The sequence below is a fragment of the Vibrio sp. QJM3NY_39 genome (assembly GCF_057785895.1).
The window spans coordinates 2,205,713-2,225,947 of record NZ_CM173505.1 but is presented as its reverse complement, the minus strand read 5'-3'; the positions used below and the strand labels follow the sequence as shown (position 1 = coordinate 2,225,947).

General features: G+C 43.1%; 18 protein-coding genes. 8 read left to right on the top strand and 10 right to left on the bottom strand.

Annotated features, from left to right (window positions below; translation table 11 throughout):
* Positions 1–23: 23 nt before the first annotated feature.
* Positions 24–1,580, top strand: a complete 1,557-nt coding sequence (locus AC3CHU_RS09895; protein ID WP_488524450.1) for a carboxylesterase/lipase family protein — start codon at positions 24–26, stop codon at positions 1,578–1,580.
* Between the two features lie 166 nt (positions 1,581–1,746).
* On the opposite strand, the gene AC3CHU_RS09890 is transcribed toward AC3CHU_RS09895, so the two are convergent.
* The 3 genes from AC3CHU_RS09890 to AC3CHU_RS09880 form a co-directional block, all read right to left on the bottom strand.
* On the bottom strand, positions 1,747–2,343 hold the full coding sequence (locus AC3CHU_RS09890; RefSeq protein WP_488524449.1) for a tyrosine-type recombinase/integrase: 597 nt from the start codon (positions 2,341–2,343) through the stop codon (positions 1,747–1,749).
* Between the two features lie 168 nt (positions 2,344–2,511).
* Positions 2,512–3,138 (bottom strand): protein-tyrosine phosphatase family protein, encoded by a 627-nt coding sequence (locus AC3CHU_RS09885; RefSeq protein ID WP_488525489.1) that lies wholly within the window; start codon positions 3,136–3,138, stop codon positions 2,512–2,514.
* Positions 3,139–4,132: 994 nt separating this feature from the next.
* Positions 4,133–4,591: a helix-turn-helix domain-containing protein gene (locus AC3CHU_RS09880; protein WP_488524448.1), complete on the bottom strand. Its 459-nt coding sequence runs from the start codon at positions 4,589–4,591 to the stop codon at positions 4,133–4,135.
* A gap of 141 nt (positions 4,592–4,732) precedes the next feature.
* Here AC3CHU_RS09880 and AC3CHU_RS09875 point away from each other — a divergent pair, with 141 nt between their 5' ends.
* Positions 4,733–5,419, top strand: coding sequence for a hypothetical protein (locus AC3CHU_RS09875; RefSeq protein WP_488524447.1), 687 nt, complete (start codon positions 4,733–4,735; stop codon positions 5,417–5,419).
* A gap of 697 nt (positions 5,420–6,116) precedes the next feature.
* Here AC3CHU_RS09875 and AC3CHU_RS09870 read toward each other — a convergent pair.
* Positions 6,117–6,485: a hypothetical protein gene (locus AC3CHU_RS09870; protein WP_488524446.1), complete on the bottom strand. Its 369-nt coding sequence runs from the start codon at positions 6,483–6,485 to the stop codon at positions 6,117–6,119.
* 424 nt (positions 6,486–6,909) lie between these two features.
* Entirely contained in the window at positions 6,910–7,188 is a 279-nt protein-coding gene (gene rplY / locus AC3CHU_RS09865) for a 50S ribosomal protein L25 (protein WP_017079048.1), read from the bottom strand.
* A gap of 369 nt (positions 7,189–7,557) precedes the next feature.
* On the opposite strand from rplY, the gene AC3CHU_RS09860 reads away from it, so the two are divergent.
* Positions 7,558–8,286: a glycosyltransferase family 2 protein gene (locus AC3CHU_RS09860; RefSeq protein ID WP_065205493.1), complete on the top strand. Its 729-nt coding sequence runs from the start codon at positions 7,558–7,560 to the stop codon at positions 8,284–8,286.
* 14 nt (positions 8,287–8,300) lie between these two features.
* Positions 8,301–9,608, top strand: a complete 1,308-nt coding sequence (locus AC3CHU_RS09855; protein WP_488524445.1) for an LssY C-terminal domain-containing protein — start codon at positions 8,301–8,303, stop codon at positions 9,606–9,608.
* Between the two features lie 77 nt (positions 9,609–9,685).
* On the opposite strand, the gene AC3CHU_RS09850 is transcribed toward AC3CHU_RS09855, so the two are convergent.
* The 4 genes from AC3CHU_RS09850 to radD all read right to left on the bottom strand — a co-directional run bounded on the left by AC3CHU_RS09850 (position 9,686) and on the right by radD (position 14,102).
* Positions 9,686–11,032: an ATP-binding protein gene (locus tag AC3CHU_RS09850; RefSeq protein ID WP_488524444.1), complete on the bottom strand. Its 1,347-nt coding sequence runs from the start codon at positions 11,030–11,032 to the stop codon at positions 9,686–9,688.
* 135 nt (positions 11,033–11,167) lie between these two features.
* A complete protein-coding gene (locus tag AC3CHU_RS09845; RefSeq protein WP_102552778.1) occupies positions 11,168–11,827 on the bottom strand; it encodes a response regulator transcription factor in 660 nt (219 codons plus the stop codon).
* A gap of 29 nt (positions 11,828–11,856) precedes the next feature.
* On the bottom strand, positions 11,857–12,255 hold the full coding sequence (locus AC3CHU_RS09840) for a PepSY domain-containing protein (protein ID WP_017074641.1): 399 nt from the start codon (positions 12,253–12,255) through the stop codon (positions 11,857–11,859).
* Between the two features lie 104 nt (positions 12,256–12,359).
* On the bottom strand, positions 12,360–14,102 hold the full coding sequence (gene radD / locus AC3CHU_RS09835; RefSeq protein WP_004734668.1) for a DNA repair helicase RadD: 1,743 nt from the start codon (positions 14,100–14,102) through the stop codon (positions 12,360–12,362).
* Positions 14,103–14,199: 97 nt separating this feature from the next.
* Here radD and rsuA point away from each other — a divergent pair, with 97 nt between their 5' ends.
* From rsuA to AC3CHU_RS09820, 3 genes are all read left to right on the top strand, one after another.
* Positions 14,200–14,895, top strand: coding sequence for a 16S rRNA pseudouridine(516) synthase RsuA (gene rsuA / locus AC3CHU_RS09830; protein WP_171307737.1), 696 nt, complete (start codon positions 14,200–14,202; stop codon positions 14,893–14,895).
* Between the two features lie 200 nt (positions 14,896–15,095).
* Positions 15,096–16,313, top strand: coding sequence for a Bcr/CflA family multidrug efflux MFS transporter (locus AC3CHU_RS09825; RefSeq protein ID WP_017079054.1), 1,218 nt, complete (start codon positions 15,096–15,098; stop codon positions 16,311–16,313).
* On the top strand, positions 16,313–16,972 hold the full coding sequence (locus AC3CHU_RS09820) for a DUF2913 family protein (protein ID WP_054546588.1): 660 nt from the start codon (positions 16,313–16,315) through the stop codon (positions 16,970–16,972). The genes AC3CHU_RS09825 and AC3CHU_RS09820 overlap by 1 nt, the downstream gene beginning before the upstream one ends.
* Before the next feature lie 252 nt (positions 16,973–17,224).
* Here the strand turns inward: AC3CHU_RS09820 and AC3CHU_RS09815 are convergent, their stop codons facing one another.
* Complete coding sequence (locus AC3CHU_RS09815) at positions 17,225–18,685, bottom strand: DUF2867 domain-containing protein (protein WP_488524443.1); 1,461 nt, start codon at positions 18,683–18,685, stop codon at positions 17,225–17,227.
* A 96-nt stretch (positions 18,686–18,781) separates the two neighbouring features.
* Between AC3CHU_RS09815 and AC3CHU_RS09810 the strand changes: the two genes are divergently transcribed.
* Positions 18,782–20,155 carry an MATE family efflux transporter gene (locus AC3CHU_RS09810; RefSeq protein WP_488524442.1) on the top strand — a complete coding sequence of 458 codons (1,374 nt, stop codon included), beginning with the start codon at positions 18,782–18,784 and terminating at the stop codon, positions 20,153–20,155.
* Positions 20,156–20,235: the final 80 nt, after the last annotated feature.

The window sequence follows — 20,235 nt, the reverse complement described above, 5'->3', positions numbered from 1 at the left end:
AGCCGAATAAAATGAAAAAAACAATGATGTTAGTCGCATGCCTCAGTGCAGGTTTAATTCAAAGCAATACACTATTTGCCCAGATTCAAAATCCTGAAAGCTCAACTTTGGCAATCATTGAGTCTGGTAAGCTTATGGGAAGCAACCATGATGGCGTGGTCACATTTTATGACGTCCCATATGCGCAAAACCCTTTTACGGCAGATCGCCGATTTCGAGCACCGCAAGCATACGAAACTTGGAACGGAGTATTAGATGCAACAAAAGCAGGTCAACCTGTCCCACAGCCTAGCCGAGATAAAAACACCACCTTGGTGGGGGCTCCCGATGATCTAACTCTGAACATTTGGACACCTACGAGCGCCGTAGCTACCAACAACAAGGCATCAAATAAAAAACTGCCAGTCATGGTGTGGATTCCTGGCGGCGCATTCATCCGAGAAGATGCGGCAGAGTTAGCCTACGACGGAACAAGCTTTGCTCAGAATGACGTGATTGTTGTAACGATTAATTATCGTGTAGGCGTTGATGGTTTTATGCACCTTGAAGGCGCACCGGATAATCGCGGCATTCTTGATCAGATCATGGCTCTTGAGTGGGTACAAAATAACATCGAAGATTTTGGTGGAGACCCTAGCCAAGTTACTGTTGCAGGTCAATCTGCTGGGGCAGAAAGTGTTGCCATTTTATTGGGTACCGAAAAAGCAGAAGGCCTATTCCAGAAAGCCATTATGCAAAGTCCTCCAATGGCATTTTTAACTCAGAAAGAAGCTCAGCAAATCACACAAAGCTATACCAAAAAACTGAATATTCCAGCCACCGTTGAAGGCTTATCGACCATTTCATTTCCTAAATTAGTTAAGAACGTTATTGATATGGGTTACGCCATACAAGATCGCGACAAATGGGGAATGATGACATGGGGAGGCACCGCATTTTTGCCCGTTGTTGATGGCGATATCATTGTCGAGTCTCCAATGAAAGATCTCACTAAAGCTTCTCCTTCTATTCCGGTCATCGTTGGTAGCACCGATCAAGAGTCACGCCTGTACCTTGTACCAAGTCATGCCGTAAACAATACGAGCGAAGAAACGAAGTCGCTACTATTGTCTGACTTGTCACTGGAAGGCCGCCCTGATGATGTGTATTCAACAAAAGACAACGGAAAATCTATTGGAGACACTTTTGCCGACATCCAATCTGATTTTACGTTTAGAATGCCAGCACTTCACATTGCTCAACAGTTAACTAAAAACGACAATAAAGTTTGGCATTATAACTTTTCTTGGATGTCACCAGCGTTTGATGGTCACTTAGGAGCCGCGCACTTTGTTGACGTACCGTTTGTGTTTAATACAACTGACAATGAACAAGCAAAAACATTTGTCGGCTCACAGCCTCCAGTTGAACTTATTAATACCATGCACAACCAATGGTTAACATTCATCAAAACAAGCAAAGCTGCTTGGTCTCCATACAACTTCTCGGAACGACCAACAATGCAATTTGATGTTACATCGAAACAGATCAATGACCCTAAGAGCTCAGTTCGAAAATTGTGGGAAGATTTTAAATTCTAAGTGAAAAGATTCAAATATTGGATGATGGTTGCTGACACAATTCAGATTAGAAAAAACTAGGTCCTCACGTGGCTTGGTTTTTTCTGTTGATAGATTTAGCTAAAAGATAACGGGGCATAACTTTGTCGATGACAATGTGAACCCTATTAAATAGGGTTCATTTCGACTAACAATCAGTGCCTTCTGAAAGTAGCAATGCATCTTCTAATTCAACACCAAGGTAGCGGATCGTGTTGTCTACCTTTGTATGTCCCAGTAAAAGCTGCACTGCTCGAATATTTTTAGTTTTTGCATAGACCAGTGTCGCTTTCGTTCGTCTCATCGAATGAGTGCCATACAGGTTCGGATCTAATCCAAGGTTTGACGCCCATTTCCTAACTAGAGAGCGATAGTACGAATAGCTTATAGCTTTATGCTCACGCCTTTGGCTTGGAAAAAGAAAATCTCGGCTGCTTAGTGAAGCAATCAAAATCCATTTCATTAGGCTTTGTTGAGTTCTTGACATTATCTCAAATTGAACTTCAATGTCTGTTTTTCGTTGGATATGCTTAACGCGATTAAATATCCTATCTTGCGAAGATACATCGCAAATTCTGAGAGCGAGCAAGTCACTCGCTCTAAGCTTGCTATCAATTGCTAAGTTGAGCAACGCAAGTTGCATCAAATTATTTTCAATTTCTAATCTGGTTCTGATCCGCCAAATTTCCTCAAGCCGAAAAGGTTTTTTGACGCCACTACGCTTCGTTTTGTTGAAAACCACCATGATGACCTCCTTTTTGATTGGTCATCACGAGTGTAGTTGGAAGGATTTTGGACAAAAGTTTGTCAGCGAATTTCCTAAATTATAAATTTATTAATAAAGACAGGTGTGGAAAATCGTTAACTTTATGTCCAGTATCAAAGGCGTAGACCATTCGACATATAGTGCAGGCTACTCAACACCAAAGTCCTTATTTTTAGTTTCAAGACCAATTTGCACAAGTGTCTCCATCTGAATAGTAGTTTGTATCATGTAGTCGTTGCGTGACACTCTCAAATCTTTGGTGATTGAAGCCAAACTTAGCTTAGGGTGTTTACGCATTGCCATTGCAGCAATTGTTTGCCCAGTTCTTCCAACACCAGCTCGACAGTGTACTATCGGCAGTAGTTTATCTGGGTCATCGACCGCACGACTCTTGCGCTTAGTATAAAAACTTCTCCTTTCCAGCAATACCGACTCAATCATTACAATCAGCTTTTCTGTATTCGCTGGGGTGATTGTGTGGTGATCTGGCCAATTATGAACGTGTATCACTGGTACTGTTAAGTTTGTTTGATAACCATCTATATCGAGGTTGTAAGTTTTAGCTTCAATCGAATCGGTAAGATCCACTTTACCAGTTAAAGTTGAAGTCGCCGTTATAGCCCCATAGATACCCGAAACAGAAAAGTAGTCAGGCATTTGATCCTCTACAATATCTTTATTACTTGCTAGCACCACTAATACTGGGGTTCTATTATCTACCAATAACTGTAAATGTGCTTCCAACTGGTGATGGTAAGGGTACTGCGTTGCAATAGCGATATTCTCACCATTGACCTTAATATAGTTGGCATTTAAGTCTCTACGAATACTAGTTTTTAGACTGTGGGGATATTAAATCGGTCCCTCCTTGAGTCAAACCGAATGCGTCTAGCAGACCCTTTGATCCCCATCAGTAGCTCGGCGGTATCAGAACTACTTCCAGAAATACGAACTCTCATACTCTTCTTCTCCCTGTAGTTAAATCTTTTTTGTGTACGGATACATACTACTTGTTAGGCGTTAAATTGTCGTATTTCAAATTTTAATAACTAAGGGATTTTATGGTTGACCAATTAAAAATCAATTATTTCGGATAAAATTGAGTATGGCAAACGCCCATGAACAGGATGTGAATGAGTAAAAGGTCTAGCCAACAATGGGGCACTTTAGAGCTAGAAGAGCCAACTTTTTCTCTGTGATCAACTTTTTCTCGCCAATTCAACCTAATTTGTTGTGAACTATTAGTAAAAAGAGCCAGCACAGCTAGTTCTGGCTCAGCATTGGAGATCAAGTTACTTTGATAAGTGGCCTTTTCTCATTTTGAGGATTTACTAGGCTTTAACCCTGGTGTATTTCCTGGCGTTTTTTTATTGTCACGTCGACGTTGATCTGGCTTTCCTGTCGATTTAGCGATTGGTTTTGGACCTGGTTTCAAACTCATTACTATATCCACTCTACTGTTAAGGTTATTCCTCATTCACGATCTGTGGGCAGCATTGGGACCTTTCAAGGCATGAGCAAAAAACAAATAAAAAGAATGTGAGTTCAATCGCTGAAATACGTTTCATGGCACTTTTGAGTTAGAAAGTGCCACGGGTAAAAATTCAGCCTATGAAGGTTCTGAACAGAAGCGAGTAGGGTACTAAGGGCGAAGTCTATCCTCCGGGTTAATATGACTTACACCCAATACACAGTCTTGAATGCCCGTATAAAGAGCAAATAGTTACGGAATATATAAATACTGCTTATTACACGAAAATGATTGAGTCTACTTAACAACGATTTTTTCCTTCATTTTAATGATTCCGTACTGAATCATATCACTCCATGTTAGTTGTTTGCAGATCGTCCAATCACGGAAACAAGGCTCTACAGAGAGAACCCATATCACTGCAACTAAACAACAAAATAAGATAACCATTACTATGCCCATGATGAAACTATAATAAGCGGGATATACACGAGCACCTTCCGGTAGTGGTTTGAATTCTGGCGTGATCCTTCCTATTCCAATCTTGATATGCAAAGGTTTGATTTGTGTATAGGTCGGCTTATCTTTCTTATTATTATTTTTCCAATGCGATATGTTGGGTGATGAGACCCCACACAGGTCTGCGATATCCTTTTGCTTGAGCCCCATTTGGATTGCTAAATCATAGATATTGTCGAAATTTTCTACCTTTCGATTATCGTAAGCGGGGTCTCTTAACCACATTCCCAAAAACATATTTACCCTTAAGTTGTTGATATATAACGGAATAAGTAGATATTAGCATCAATTAAGTATAATTAAGTATTCAAACCATGACAATGTAACTAGTTTTATCAAGCAACTCAAATGTGAACCACTCAGGTTAGGTAGGAAAAAATGAAATTAAGTTATGACGAAGAGATACCAAAGCATGTTGTAGATTTATTGGTTTATGTATTTCTAGAGCAGCAGGAAGAGAAAGAGCCTATCGCTATCTTAAATGAATTGAATACTTGTTGGGACCAAAAAAATTGGGGCTTAATTGAGGGGCGTGGTCAAACACAGGAAGAAGCTTTCGACAATGCCAAACAAAAAATCTCAAATCGATTCAGTAAGAGATTGAATGAAGTTACTTGGACGGGTAGTTGTAATATGCATGATTATGATGAACGAATTCGATTGCCCTATTACACTAAGTTTCATTATTTATCGCATAAGTACAAGGTAACGATAGTATTAACACAATCTGAATTTAATCAGCTAAATGGATGCGTTATGAGTTTAGGTAGTATTAAAGCGGTTAACTACAGCGATAAGAAGTCTCGTTATCCGCATCCTGCAACAATAGAACTTTATGCAAACAAGATTATTCAACGTGATGATGAGTCAATATTTGTCGATTTGATTCGTTCGGTTGAACCTGTATCTCCTACAACGGAACAAAGATTGACTGGTCTTCAGAAACTACCATTTGATTTGCTCTGCGACATTGATCAAGTAGGCTTTGGTGGGGACAACATAGATAATCGTATTTTGGCTTATCTAGAAGACCTTGACCCGTCGATTATTAATGAAATGCGATAAAAGGAGATACGTGCGCAAAACTTTCCGAGTAAAAGTGGTACAAGGTAGTACTACTCACAGCCCTATCATAGCTAAATATAGGCATAAGATGCAGTGAGTAGTACTTGTCGAACTGACTGTTCTGGCGCAATAGCGTTTTATAGTAGCCACACTAAGACGATTTTATCTCGTATCTAATTGGAAAAAGGAGAGTCTCATCGGTCTATAGGATTAATTACAAGTCGTATTTCCGTAGTCATCTGAATAGCATGTAGTACCGTCTGAGAATGTCGTATTCCCATAATCATCCGAATAAGACGAAGTCCCATCACTATATGTAGTATTTCCGTAATCGTCCGAATACGATGATGAACCATTACTAAATGTTGTATTCCCATAATCATCTGAGTACGAAGATGATCCATCACTGTACGTAGTGTTACCATAATCATCACTATAGCAAGACGCGGCATTAACATGTGCCGCACCTGATATAAGGGCTAGAATAAGAAGTCTTTGCATGATTTTGCTCTTGTTGTGACTAATTGTATAAAGTGTAGTAAGGGTATTTTAGCTTAATTGAGTCGCTTCCGTCTCTAAGCGGACAGTAACATATATGCGCTATCTGGTTGAAAAACCTCGCTCTGTCACCAAAGTTAATTCGCCACAACGTTTGTCTAACATACATATAGTATCGACTGTATCGCAGCTATCTAAATTATTTCAATATGCCTAAGCTACCACATAGCTCTTCAACTTTTGTATACGCTTCTGCGCCGCTATATAAGTTCTGAGAGTAGTGTGCTGTAGGCTTCTTGTATAACTCGTAAAAATAGGACTTACCTTTTAAGCAAACCTTTTCACCAAGAAAAATTGCTTCTTCACTATAACCAATATATCCAATGTATCCGACGTAGCCTCCAGCGTATGACTGTCCTGTGAGTTTGAGAACCATCCCATCTTTAAATGTTAAGATCTCATTAGATTCACCTTCAATATTGTATGACGTTAGTTCAGAAGCTGCGGCACTTCCGAGCATTGATAGCGCAAGTGACGTTGCAAGAGCTAATTTTACGGGCAATGACATAGGTTGTTACTTGGTAAACAGAGGGGAGGAGTTTTACTCAAAAATTACTAGCTCCTTTTGATTGAGATCACGATGACTTCATTCAAGTCGCTTTTGTACAGAAACGACTTAGACAGTTTTTCCTATAGTTGAATTTGGTTAAAAATACGCTAAGATTTTAATCAAGAAAAACTACTGTATAAGTCCACCTTTCGTCCACCCTTAATCCACCCAAGCAAAACTGGGATAAAGTGGGGAAGAGGAAAGTTGATTATTTTCAGTGTATTGCGCGAGATTTACGACATTTTTGAGGGCTCAAAAACGGTGAAACCCCGATGTTGGTAGCATCGGGGTTTCGAATTTCTAGATTTCTCGACTGGTAAGATCGATTATCTTTTCTATGCAGAAGGCTTGGAATTATCCAATCTTATTCCTTGGTAGGGAATTAGATACGGATGAAGTCCATGTGCTCAACTTTAGGCTTGAACGCGTGACGTTGAACGTCTTGCGGCTTAACCTTAACTTCTGCGCCGTCAATCAACAGAGTGATTGCTTCGTAGAATTCAGGCTTATCCATTTGGTTGATCACTTCAGCGTGAACAAGTTCGATAGCTACAGCTGCTGCTTCGCCACCGTAGATTACAGCTGGGAATTTACCAGCGTGACGTAGGCGGCGGCTCGCACCTTTACCTAGTTCAGTACGTACTACTGCTTCAAATTTCATAGTTTTACTCTCAAATTAGTAAAAATTAACTTCACACCTCAATGCGACCTTGAGTATGTGGTAAAGCTTATGCATAAACGAGTTCATGCTTAAGCGAGCGCGGATACTAACATCACATTCAAATCTGAGCAAGTCAGAAGCCCATCTCAAAGTGAATTTCCTTCGATAAATGATTCGTTTGAAGATAAAACGTTCACTAACTCTTATTTACCCCATTTTATCGTCTTTTACATTGCCAATGTTATCTATTTATAGCGCTGCTAAATCATTAAGTTAATGAACGGAAAATGAATGTTTGCCTAAGACTTGGTTAAGGCTTGGTTCGTTAATCTTAGTGTTAATCAAACAGCAGAATGAATAGGTGAAAATATGGAACCGGTAAGCATTGTCGTAATTACGCTAAACGAAGAGAAACGCATTAGCCGCTTAATGGAAGAGTTGAGTGTGCAAACCCACCAAGAGTTTGAAGTGATTGTTGTTGACTCCAACAGTGAAGACAACACAAGGGAAGTGGCACAAGCTTATGAAAACGCGTTGCCAAAATTAACTGTTCATCATATGGAAAACCGTGGTGTGAGCCTTGGCCGAAACACGGGTGCTTCATTGGCGCAATACAACAGAATCCTTTTCTTAGATGCTGACGTGAGCTTGCCTCGAAACTTCCTTGCGAAAGCACTTTATGAACTAGAAGAGAAGAAGCTTGAAGTTGCGGGTGTGTACATGAGTTCGAAAGGTCTGCCGCTTGTACACAAGTTTGGTTACGGCTTATTTAACGCAGGCTTGTTCACTACACAGTTCTTTTTCCCGACGGCGATTGGTGCCTGTATTTTCTCGACTAAACGCGCGCATGATGAAATCGGCGGTTTCGATGAAGATATCGTCCTGTGTGAAGACTGTGACTACGTAAAACGCGCGAGCAAGACATGGCGATTTAGATTTCTGAATATGACCTTTGGCTTTGACCCACGCCGATTAGATCAAGATGGCGTTGTGAAGACAGGCTCAACTTACCTTAAGGCGAATATAAGACGTTTCTTTAAAGGCGAAATGCGTAACAACGAGATGAACTACAAGTTTGGTCACTACAAAGAACAGTAAGTATTGAGGTTGTTATGTTTGATGGACTAGGGCTGTTTCTGGGGGCATTGGGTGATGCTCTCATTGGTCCAAACCTATTTGTACCGGGAGAGCCCTTTTTTATCGCAGCGGGCTTTCAACTGTATTCAGGTGCATGGATGGCGTTGTTTTTGGTAATGCTAGGTGGTTTGCTTGGTGACCAACTCAGTTATTTCATTGGTTATAAATACGGAGCTAAGGCGCAACGAAGGCTCATTAAGTTTCGTCCTAAAACCAAAAGATTAATTGCGCGCTGCCGCTATCTGGTTGCTCGCAAAGGCACATACATCATTCTTTTTGCTCGCTTATTAGGGCCTATCGCTTGGGTTGTGCCATTTATAGCGGGTTCGCATCGTGTACCGTGGCGCAATTTCAGTGTATTGGCGTTTATCGGCTTGGCTCTTGGTGGAGGGCAGTTCATTGCTTGGGGTATGTTATTGGCGCACGGCGTTGAAAGCTTTCCGTGGCTTAATAGCCTTAAGATATTTATCTCTGAGCATAATAGCTTGATCGCCGGTGTGTTCACGGTATTGGTCTTCACCATTATTGGTTATCGAATGAAGTGGCGACGCTTGGTGCTTAAATCCAGTGCGCTGTTGTTGGCGTGGATATTGTTTGCGAACTACGCTCACTTTTTCTGGAAGGCCGATGATTTTCAGAATCAACAAGAGACGGTTCAAATTGAAAAAGTCGACTGGAATTCGGTGACCTATAAAGCATTCCCAGGCAAATCTTCATTCTACTCGGCACAAGCGATCAACGTAATTTATGTTGGAGCCACTCCCAGAGATTTAATGAAGCAATTAGGCTGGATAGAGAATCAAACGTTCTCCCGAAACGAGATTGAATGGGCAGGTTACCTCGCATTGCTTAGAGACAAAACGCCACCAGTGTCTGATTTGTATTGGCGAGACAAGCCACAAGATATGGCGTTTCAATTGCCGGGTAACTTGATGAAGCGTAGCCATATTCGCTGGTGGCGTGCTGGTGTTGATATTAAAACTAACCAGCCTCAGTGGTTAGGCGCAATTAGCTATGATGATGGCCTTAAAGTCACCCCTTACTCGGGTATTGTTACCATACTTCATAACATCGACCCTAATGTTGATGAAGAGCGAGATAGGCTCGCTAATCAGATACGAACGTCACTGCCAGACATCGAGTTAGTTAAACACCCATTAGCAACGGTGGAAGTGATCGATGAAGATCATGACTATTATACTGATGGCAGGATCTTGATGATCGGAGTAGCAACCTACCGCGATGATTCACAAGCTTTGGATGTTGCTGTGAACGATATATAGAGTCGTATATAAGGTCGAGTGAACTAAGCCCTAGCATTACGCTAGGGCTTATTGCGTTTAATATTTACTGGATGTGGTTAGCCTTTACTTAGTTTAAGCACCAGAGAGGCTTTCAATCCGCCCATTGAGCTCTTGCTGAGCGTTAGGCTGCCTCGGTAGCTGTGCGCCATTTCATTCACGATGTTAAGCCCCAATCCTGTTCCCGGTGTGGTTTCATCAAGTCGAACACCACGTTTGGTGACTTGCTCAAGCTTCTCTTCAGGAATGCCTTGGCCATCATCTTCAATCACCAATTCAATGTTGCCATCGTCGAGTTCATTCGAATGGACTCGGATAATGCTGCTCGCCCATTTGTAACTGTTCTCGAGTAGGTTGCCGACCATTTCATCAAGGTCGGTTTTCTCTACCGCAACTTCAATCTCAGAGTCTAGCTCGTTAATCATGGTGACTTCGTTGGCGGCATACACTTTATCAAACGCCATTGAGATAGCTTCAACACGCTCACAAGGTGATGACTTCACCGAAAGAATGTTCATTGCACCTGCCATGCGAGCACGGCCAAGATGATAATCTATTTGGTTCTGAATCTGATGAATGGGTTGTTGTAACAATGTTTTGTCATCGTCTGGAAGTCGCTCTATCTCATTTTTCAAAACCGACAGCGGTGTTTTCAACGCGTGAGATAAGTTACCCGCGTGGTTACGAGCTCGCTCCAATAACTCTTGATAGTGGAAGAGTAGGGCATTGAGGTCAGAAACTAATGGGGAAACCTCTTTCGGATAGTTATCGCTTAACCCTTGTTGCTCGCCGTTTCTTAGCATCACCAGTTCGCGCTGCATTTTACTCAGCGGCAGTAGTGACCAACTGACTTGAATACCGATGAGCAGCAGGACACCCACAAACAACAACATCAAAATAAGCCAAACTTGGCTTGTCAGTTGATGAAGTGTCGATTCGAGTGGATCTTCATCAAGACCAATAGTGATGGTAACGGGCTCATTTAGTTCAGGTAAGTAGATATCTTGCTCAATGTAAATCAGCTTCTCATCTTGTGGCCCTTTGACCGATGTGTGGATAGGTGATCGCTTAATGGTGAGATCTTTATCCCATAGAGAACGAGAACGAATGGTTTGATCTTGAGTGGCGGCACGCCAATAGATCCCACTATAGGGCTGGTTGAATCTTGGATCTGAAAGTCGCTCGGACATGATGAGGTTGCCACTATCACTGGTTTCAATATTGGCGGTGAGCTCGTCCATGGTAAGGCTTAATTGCTGTTTGACGTCATCGACCAAATAATCGTTAACCAATTTTGGAATTCCGATACCGGCAGCGAGTATCATTGCCCCTAGCCAAAAAGCCGCAGCGAGGAGCAAGCGGCTTTTAAGGCTGATGTTTTTTAGTGTTCTTTTTTTTAGATTCATACATTTCTAGCCTGCCTTTGCTCGTCGCGATTTATCAGCATTACGATGATCAGAACAGGCTATCCACTTAATGATGTGTGTATTTGGTTGATGATTGCACTTATTATTGGTGATGGCGCTAAATTGACGACTGCGCTATTCAGCGTTCAGTTGGTAGCCGAGGCCACGAACGGTTTTGATGATCTTTGGCGCGATTTTTTTACGGATACGTCCGATAAACACCTCTACGGTATTTGAGTCGCGATCAAAATCTTGTTTGTATATGTGCTCAACCAACTCCGTACGTGAGATAACCTTGTTTTGGTTATGCATGAAGTACGCAACCACTTTATATTCTAGAGCCGTTAGGCTAACGGCTTGACCTTGCCACAGTACTTTTGAACTGCGCGTGTCTAGGCTTAGGTCGCCAATTTGTTGAATAGGAGCGGCACTGCCAGATGCACGGCGCAACTGAGCGCGGATTCGAGCAATCAGTTCTACCATCTCAAATGGCTTAGTTAGGTAATCGTCAGCGCCTGCATTCAAACCTTCTACACGCTGAGTCAGCGTATCTCTAGCGCTCAAAATTACGACCGGTGTATTGATGTTTTCGTCTCGAATACCTTTCAATACGGTTAAGCCGTCTAACTTTGGTAAGCCTAGGTCGAGAACAATCACGTCCCATTCTTCTGATGTTGCACGGTAGAGTGCGTCAATACCATCTTGAGAAAGCTCTGGTACCCAGTCTGCTCCCTCAAGTGTTTCAATAATTTGTTGGCCTAAACGAGGTTCGTCTTCAACGACTAAAATTTTCATGTTTTTACTCTTCTTATTGTTATGAATTATTAGTTGGTGTTTTTTATGGCGTCTTTAAAGTTTCGGCCTTTTATCATCAACATTTCTAGCGTTTCAGCGTTGTATTCGACTTTAATGATGTTGTTTTGATGATTAATTTTGAGCTCGTAAACCCAAATGTCGTCATCTTCTTCAAGCTCTACTTTAATGATTCGACCATGCAGATCGTTTTCAACTGCCGCATACATTTCTGAGAAAGGGCGAATATAGCCTTCTTGTACTGCTTCGTAGACTTCGTCTTGATCTTCTTCAAATTCGATACGAGTTCCTGCTTTATGAACATCTTGTACAAGGTCATGACCGTTATGATCTGAGTCGGCCCAGACATTGGCAGAAACTAATAAGCCTAAGCTGATAGAAAACAAAGAAATCATAGCTTTACTAAACATAGCGAATCCTAGAGAAGGTTGATAGCGTTCAGTATAAAAAAGTGATTCTGAACAGAAAGTGAACCTGATTAATAATGAGATTTAGGTTCTCGAAAAGTGAGACGTTAGCGCTGTTGAAGCTCGTCTTCGAATATTTTATCTCTCATTTTCCAAAAGCGTCCGACTTTACGTGCAATCACGAATTGAGGTGGGCGGAATCTATGTTGGTGAGCGACTACTTTCGTAGGTGAAGCCTCTTCAAAAGGGCGATGCCTGTCTGCAAGATGAGGACGAACAAATTGATCTTTGAAGTTTTGTTTTTGCTTCTTGGTGGTTAATGACCAAAATTCATGCACTTGCGCTTGGTTTTCGCCACGATAGGTGACTTTAAGTTGTGATTTACCTTTATCGTCTTTGAGCACGTTAAGATCCATCTCTAAGCATTCAAACACTAAGGCATCTTTCAGGTTCAGCGCTTCTTTAAGTTTTTTATCTGGGTCGACTAAGGTGGCATCGCACTCATGACAAATACGTGCGGCAATGTCGTTGTCAGCGCCGCATTCACCGCAGTATTTGGCTCGGAAGCGATAATTACAGTGTTCGCGTTCGCCCGTGTCTTCATCGGTAAAGTAGCCTTGGCATTTACGGCCAAAATGCTCGAGCAAGAAGCCATTGCTGTCTAGCTTGCCCCAGAAGTTATTGTTGAAGCCGCATGCAGGGCAGGGGATGGTGATGATTTCACTGTCTGAGTCGGGTTTAGGGTCGCCCACTTCAGGTTGGTAAAGATCGTAACTGTTGCCAGCATAGTCGAGCACCAAACACTCTTTTTTACCCGGGGATAGGCGTAAGCCACGGCCAACGATTTGTTGATACAAACTGATGGACTCTGTCGGGCGCAAAATCGCGATTAAATCCACATGAGGCGCATCAAAACCTGTGGTTAATACCGATACGTTAACCAAGAATTTGATTTTACGTTCTTTGAAGTCACTGATGATTTGGTCACGTTCGAGAGTTGGTGTGTCGCCGATTACGATCGATGATTCACCTTCGGGCAGTAAGCCAAGGATCTCTTGTGCGTGTCTAACAGTGGCAGCAAATACCATGATCCCTAACTTGTCTTTGGCCAGTTCAATGATCTGGTCGACAATTTGTGGGGTCGCACGTTTAGATTGCTCAATCACCATATCGAGTTCGGCTTCTTTGTAACGACCTGTACTTGCAGGTTTTAGCTGTGAGAAGTCATAGCTCAATACTGGCGCATCGATCATGCGTGCTGGTGTTAGAAAGCCTTCGTCCAACAAGTAGCGAATCGGCAACTCGAAAATACAATCTCTGAAAAACCTAGGCTCTTCAGATCGTACTTGTCCACGCGTGTGATACTGATAAAGCCAACCCATACCAAGACGATAGGGGGTCGCGGTTAGCCCAAGCACCTTGATCCCCGAATTATTCTCGCGTAAGTGAGTGATCACTTTTTGGTAGCTACTGGTCTTTTCATCGGGAACACGGTGGCATTCGTCGATAACCAACAATGAAAATTGGTTAGAGAATGAATCGAGGTTGCGAACCACAGATTGAACCGAAGCAAACACCACTTGTTGGTCTGTCTCTTTTCGCCCTAAACCCGCAGAGAAAATTGAGCCTTTCAGCCCATAACCTTCATACTTTTCATGGTTTTGTTCGACCAACTCTTTAACGTGAGCGAGTACCAGCACTCGACCTTTTGCAAGCCTTGCTAGCTCTGCAATCACAAGGCTTTTTCCTGCGCCTGTAGGCAACACAAGAACAGCTGGAGTTTGGTGTTTTCTGAAGTAATGAATCACTGATTTTACAGAATCAGCTTGGTACGGGCGGAGTGTATACATATCGCGTCTTGTAGGGTAGAAAACAAATAGTGTGAAATAGCTCAACTAATTGAGCAAAGGTGACTATAATAGCCGACTTAGATTAGTTGAGGTATTCATGCGTTTAGATAAATTTCTGTGCGATGCATTAGGCGTCACTCGAAGAGAAGCAACACACTTATTAAAATCCAAGGCAGTGACAGTAAATGATGTCATTCAAAAAAGCGGTTCACTCAAAGTAACTGAAGAGTGCATTGTGGAATGGCAAGGCAATGAACTGAATGTTCACGGCCCACGTTACATCATGCTTTATAAGCCAGAAGGCTTTGTTTGTTCGCATGAAGATGGCGCAAATCGTATCGCCTTTGAATTACTCGATGAAATCAAAATGGACAAGCTGCACTTTGCTGGTCGTCTAGATATTGATACGACGGGTCTTGTGTTGATTACCGATGATGGTAAGTGGTCTCACCGCATCACATCACCAAAGCACAAGTGCGAGAAGACGTACCGTGTGTGGTTGGTTGAACCTGTTGAAGACGATTACGTTGAAAAATTCAAAGAGGGCATCCAGCTTAAGAGCGAAGATGGCCTAACACTTCCAGCACACTTAGAAGTTCGTGCTGAGCGTGAAGTACTATTAACGATTCACGAAGGCAAATACCACCAAGTAAAACGTATGTTTGCGGCACTTGGTAATAAAGTTGAAGGGTTACACCGTGAGCGTATCGGTGAAATCGAGATGGATGAATCTTTGGAGTTGGGTGAATACCGTTACCTAACACAAGAAGAAGTCGACTCTATCTGGAAGTAATCTTTTCTGCTGTAGATGTAGCCGACTAAGGATAGCGTCGGCTGATTATTTTGACTGGTACTAGGACAGTTTCAGCCATTATTGCTATTTGTGTATTGTTATGTGCGTATTCGTGTATTGCCATGTGTATATACGAATATTCGTGTATTTATGACTGCATGTTCATTCTTACATAAAACCTAGTACTTAGTCGGAGAGTTATGCAAACGTCTACCCAACAGACCCCAAGCTCACAACCACAAACTCCTCAGTTAGGTTGGATGCTATTTTTGGTTCTGGGTGCGATTGGTGCACTGACACCACTCGCCATCGATATGTACCTGCCTGCTATGCCAACGATCGCCAAAGATCTAGGCGTCACAGCGGGTGAAGTACAAATCACACTCACAGCGTACACCGCAGGTTTTGCATTAGGTCAGTTGTTACATGGTCCGTTAGCCGACAGTTATGGTCGCAAGCCTGTTCTACTGATTGGTGTATTCTTTTTTGCGGTCGCGTCTGTTGTGAGTGCGACGACTCATGGCATTGAAGCGTTAACGTTAGTTCGTACGGCTCAAGGTTTTGCAGGTGCTGCGGCAGCGGTTATTATCCAAGCGGTTGTGCGTGATATGTTCGACCGTGAAGATTTCGCACGGACCATGTCGTTCGTTACCTTAGTGATGACGGTTGCACCACTTATCGCGCCGATGATTGGTGGTTACTTAGCATTGTGGTTCGGTTGGCGTTCAATCTTTTGGGTATTGGCTATTTTTGCGGTGATTGTCATTCTCGCGGTGATAATCAAAATTCCTGAGACATTGCCTGTCGATAATCGTCAACCATTGCGCTTTAAAACCACGATTCGTAATTACGCTCGTTTATGTAAAAACCCGACCGCTATGGGCCTGATTTTCTCGGGTGCGTTTTCGTTCTCTGGGATGTTTGCATTCTTAACCGCAGGCTCTTTTGTCTACATTGATGTCTATGGCGTACGTCCTGACCTGTTTGGTTACCTATTTGGTCTGAACATTGTTGCGATGATTCTGATGACGACAATCAATGGTCGAATCGTTAAGAAGGTCGGCTCTCATACCATGCTGAGAGCAGCGCTGGTCATCCAATTACTGGCTGGCGTAGGTTTACTTGTCGGTTGGGCATTGGATCTCGGGCTTTGGGGAATTGTGCCGTTTGTGATGCTATTTATTGGCACCATCTCTACTATTGGCAGTAACTCTATGGGTCTATTGCTCAGTGGTTATCCAAACATGGCAGGCACGGCTTCATCGCTTGCGGGAACATTAAGATTTGGTACTGGTTCTGTTGTTGGGGCTATCGTTGCGATGCTGCCAAGTGACAGTGCTGGGTCTATGGCTATGGTAATGGCTGCGTGTGCAGTAATGTCAGCATTACTATATTGGACATTAGGAAAGAAGGCATAATGTCAAAATACTATATTGAAATTCAGAAGTTAGTGAATGATGCGCTAGGCGAGCTATATGCTCTACATAAGTCTGGTAAGGCTATTGATGCGCCTATCGCGAACAACCTTTACCTTGTTCGATGGGTAACAAAGGCGATTAAATCCCAAGCTTATGATCGTGTGATTGTGCCTGACTTGGTTCGTTGGCAGAAACAGGGTCGCTCAAAAGGCAATAACTCTGATTTAACTTTTATCTTTAAACGTATTTCTGCGTTTTACGGGCGTTTTTTCCCTGAAGGCGAAGAGCCTAAGGCGCTAAAAGACAGCGATGTTGAAGCGTTCATGGACAAAATGTACGAGATGGGTTGGAGCGTATCGAGTGAAGATGAGCTAACGACTGGCGGTAAGATTCAATTCTTCACCGATGGTGAGCACTCTTTTGCTTTGTGTGGAAAACAGTGTGACGACTCTTTCGACGGTGAGTTGATGGTTAAGCCAATGAACTGGTTTGTTCGTGGTAACCACGCCGAGTTCATTCAAGCGGCGATGGAAGCGGGTTTCATGCTTCACAAAGTAACGGACTACAAGTCTGCGGTGAAGTATCACGGTGAATACATTGTTTACCCTGCTAACCAAGGCAACCAACTTGCAGAGATCCCAATTAGCGTTATTGGCTAGTAGTGGATTCTGGATACGAGGTGAGAGATACGAAGAGCGGAATTATCTGCTCTTTTTTTGCCTCTCATAGCGCGTGTCGCAAATTTGCTGTTAAGCCTTTTCGCATCTCGGCACTCGAATCCGCTTTTAATCGTTTCTCATCCCGAATCCGCTTTTAATCGTTTCTCATCCCGAATCCGCTTTTAATCGTTTCTCATCCCGTATCCGATTTTAATCGTTTCGCATCTCGTTACTCGAATTCCGTATCTGCTTTTAATCTTTTCGCATCCCGCCACTCGAATCCCGTATCTGCTCTTTAGCCTGCTTCTCAATCGCTTTAACCATGCCTTTAAAGATAAACAGGTGGGCTGGCATCATCGCAAACCAATACAGTAACCCTAGAAAGCCTTTTGGATGCCACCAAGCTGATATGTTCAGTTCACGTGAATCACCGTGATCAGAGACGGTAATCTCGAGTCGCCCCAACCCTGGGCCTTTCATACCGAAAAGCAGGGATAAAAACTGATTCTCTTCACAACGAATAACCTTCCAAGAGTCAATTTTGTCACCGACTTTTAGGGTCGGTCCTTCAGGCATTTGTCTAACCGGCACACCACCGCCAAAGAGAAGATCTAACCATTCGCGTGTGCGCCATAGAGCATTAGCAAAGAAGTAACCTTGCTTCGGGCTTCCTATTTGCTGAGCGACCTGCCAAAGGGATTCTAAAGATGCGCTTGAGGTGATACTTGCGCCTGTTTTCTTAGGATAATAGCCGTACCCAGCTTGCCAGCGTTTGAAGGCGGTCTTATCAAAGCCCCAAACATTACTTTTCACGAAGTTTCCTTCAGCGTGAATCGCTTGCTCAACCATATTTTCGAACGAGATAAGCTTCTGAGGGTACTTTTCTCTAATGATGGTCGAACTGGCAATAAAGTCATGCTTTAAGCCCGCGAGAAGCGCTCTGCCTATGTTAGACGGAACAGAAGTCACAACACCTAGCCAATATGACGCAATTGAGGGCGTGAGGAGTGACGTCGCCCAAAGCCTGAGTGGGCGATCGGCAGTTTTTGCAATGTGAGCAAATTGATTTCGATAAGAGACAATGTCTGGCCCGCCAACTTCGAAGGTTTGGCTTTCGCTAGGCGTGTCCTGTGCGAGTTTTAGCAGATAGTGGTTCAGGTTCTGCAAGGCAATAGGGTTGGCTTTAGAGTCGACCCATTTGGGCGCAATCATGATAGGTAAGTTGTACACGAAGTCTCGCATGATCTCGAACGCTGCAGAGCCTGGACCAATGATCACGCCTGCTTGCAGTTCAGTGACGGGGACTGGCCCTTTACGAAGCAGTTCTCCGGTTTTCTTTCTCGCTTGAAGGTGTTCTGAATCACCCGTTTGCGGTTGAAGCGAACTCAGGTAGATGACGTGTTGATTCTTTGGCCCAAGAGCTGAAACAAAGTTACGTGCCAAATTCAGTTCATAATCAATAAAGTCGTGGCCTTCTGCCATCCCATGAACTAAAAAGAAGACAAGATCAAAGTCGGGAACTAATGCTTGTGTTGCGGCTTGATCTGCAAGATCAAGATACTCTAGTGACAAGTTGTCATGAGGTTCGGTTCGTGCCTTTAAATAGTCGATATGCCTTGCTGCAGCAGTGACTTGATAGCCTTGCTCAAGCAGGAGAGGGAGGAGCTGCGAACCAACATATCCAGAAGCGCCTAAAACCAGTACTTTCTTCATTGTTACTCCATTTATATCTGTGGTTAAAAACCGAACATTGATATAATAGCGCGATATTTATCTTTATTCATCAATACGTTCCGTTTAGGTATCTCTATGTTGCTCTCTTCAATTATTCATCACACTCGAGGTGATTTTGTTCGTAGGCTTATTGCGATTGCTTTGCCTATTGCTTTGCAGAGCATTATGTTTTCAAGCCGAGGCTTAGTCGATGTGTTGATGTTAGGTCAGCTTGGGGAAGCAGACATTGCAGCAGTGGGGGTTGCGAGCCGTGCAATGTTTGTGACGACCATTATGCTGGTGGGTGTCACTACGGGCGGCGCTTTGCTAACGGCTCAATATTGGGGCGCGGGTAACAAACAAGGTGTCAGAGAAAGTACCGCACTGACGTGGCTAGTTTCGACCCTGTTTGCGTTGCTGACCATTGTTTTCTTTGTTTCTTTTCCTGCGCAAATCATGGGCGTGACGACCGACTCTCAAGAAGTCATCAGCCTCGGCGTTGAATACATCGTCATCACCTCATTCAGCATGCTGGCGGTGTCGTGCGTCAGCAGTATGGCGGTAGGTTTGAGAGCGATGCATAAACCTGGGTTAAGCACTTTCTTCAGCGGTATCGGCATTCTGTCTAATGTGTTCTTAAACTGGGTGCTGATCTTCGGTAACTTGGGCTTTCCATCGCTTGGAATCAAAGGAGCAGCGATTGCGACGGTATTGAGCGGTGCCATTGAAGTGGCGACTTTATATGGCTACCTCTATTTCTCTAAACACCTATTAGCTTTTAAACTTTGTGATATCAAAGCGGCTGCAACCGTTGAGAAAGTCGTTCGCTTCTTGAAGTTGTCTTTGCCTACCACGTTTAACTTTTTAGCGTGGGCGGGTGGCTTGTTTGCTTACCACGCGATCATGGGACAATCGGGCGTTCAAGGTTTGGCTGCGCTTTCAGTCATGACGCCGGTTGAATCTATTTCATTGAGTTTATTGATTGGTCTGTCTAATGCAGCAGCTGTTTTGGTGGGTAACCAACTTGGCGCGAAGAACAATGAAGCGGTTTATTATCAAGCATTAGGCTTAACGATTCTGTGTTTCTTAACCAGTATTGTTGTGGCGATTTTTCTCTATTTCGTCCAAATGCCAATATTGAATGCGTTCAGTGCGTTGACTGAAGAGACCAGAGCCCTCTCAGAGAAATTCATTCTAATTCTCAGCGTGGGTATTATTATTCGCTCGGTGCCGTTGACTGTGATCGTTGGTGTGTTGAGAGCGGGTGGTGATGTGAAGTTCTGTCTCTATCAAGATTTGATTGCTCAGTGGGTGATTGGTATTCCACTGGCTGCGATTGCGGCTATCTATTTAAAGTTTACACCTGAGTGGGTGTATTTGCTTTTCCTCACCGAAGAAGTGATTAAGTGGGGTGGGTCGCTCTATCGCATGAAAACAAGAAAATGGATCAAAAACTTGATAGGAAGTTGAAGTAGGGCGCATCGATCACATCACTTTATCGTTGGTGTGTGATCTATCTTTCAAAATACTTCCTCCTAACAGGGAATTAG

What these genes read in the sequence shown, in the direction of transcription:
- AC3CHU_RS09820 (WP_054546588.1), top strand. Translation starts at nt 16,313, where the DNA reads ATGTCAAAATACTATATTGAAATTCAGAAGTTAGTGAATGATGCGCTA.
- AC3CHU_RS09855 (WP_488524445.1), top strand. Translation starts at nt 8,301, where the DNA reads ATGTTTGATGGACTAGGGCTGTTTCTGGGGGCATTGGGTGATGCTCTC.
- rsuA (WP_171307737.1), top strand. Translation starts at nt 14,200, where the DNA reads ATGCGTTTAGATAAATTTCTGTGCGATGCATTAGGCGTCACTCGAAGA.
- AC3CHU_RS09825 (WP_017079054.1), top strand. Translation starts at nt 15,096, where the DNA reads ATGCAAACGTCTACCCAACAGACCCCAAGCTCACAACCACAAACTCCT.
- AC3CHU_RS09810 (WP_488524442.1), top strand. Translation starts at nt 18,782, where the DNA reads ATGTTGCTCTCTTCAATTATTCATCACACTCGAGGTGATTTTGTTCGT.
- AC3CHU_RS09870 (WP_488524446.1), bottom strand. Translation starts at nt 6,485, where the DNA reads ATGTCATTGCCCGTAAAATTAGCTCTTGCAACGTCACTTGCGCTATCA.
- AC3CHU_RS09815 (WP_488524443.1), bottom strand. Translation starts at nt 18,685, where the DNA reads ATGAAGAAAGTACTGGTTTTAGGCGCTTCTGGATATGTTGGTTCGCAG.
- AC3CHU_RS09845 (WP_102552778.1), bottom strand. Translation starts at nt 11,827, where the DNA reads ATGAAAATTTTAGTCGTTGAAGACGAACCTCGTTTAGGCCAACAAATT.
- AC3CHU_RS09850 (WP_488524444.1), bottom strand. Translation starts at nt 11,032, where the DNA reads ATGAATCTAAAAAAAAGAACACTAAAAAACATCAGCCTTAAAAGCCGC.
- AC3CHU_RS09890 (WP_488524449.1), bottom strand. Translation starts at nt 2,343, where the DNA reads ATGGTGGTTTTCAACAAAACGAAGCGTAGTGGCGTCAAAAAACCTTTT.
- AC3CHU_RS09895 (WP_488524450.1), top strand. Translation starts at nt 24, where the DNA reads ATGATGTTAGTCGCATGCCTCAGTGCAGGTTTAATTCAAAGCAATACA.
- AC3CHU_RS09875 (WP_488524447.1), top strand. Translation starts at nt 4,733, where the DNA reads ATGAAATTAAGTTATGACGAAGAGATACCAAAGCATGTTGTAGATTTA.
- AC3CHU_RS09840 (WP_017074641.1), bottom strand. Translation starts at nt 12,255, where the DNA reads ATGTTTAGTAAAGCTATGATTTCTTTGTTTTCTATCAGCTTAGGCTTA.
- radD (WP_004734668.1), bottom strand. Translation starts at nt 14,102, where the DNA reads ATGTATACACTCCGCCCGTACCAAGCTGATTCTGTAAAATCAGTGATT.
- AC3CHU_RS09880 (WP_488524448.1), bottom strand. Translation starts at nt 4,591, where the DNA reads ATGTTTTTGGGAATGTGGTTAAGAGACCCCGCTTACGATAATCGAAAG.
- rplY (WP_017079048.1), bottom strand. Translation starts at nt 7,188, where the DNA reads ATGAAATTTGAAGCAGTAGTACGTACTGAACTAGGTAAAGGTGCGAGC.
- AC3CHU_RS09860 (WP_065205493.1), top strand. Translation starts at nt 7,558, where the DNA reads ATGGAACCGGTAAGCATTGTCGTAATTACGCTAAACGAAGAGAAACGC.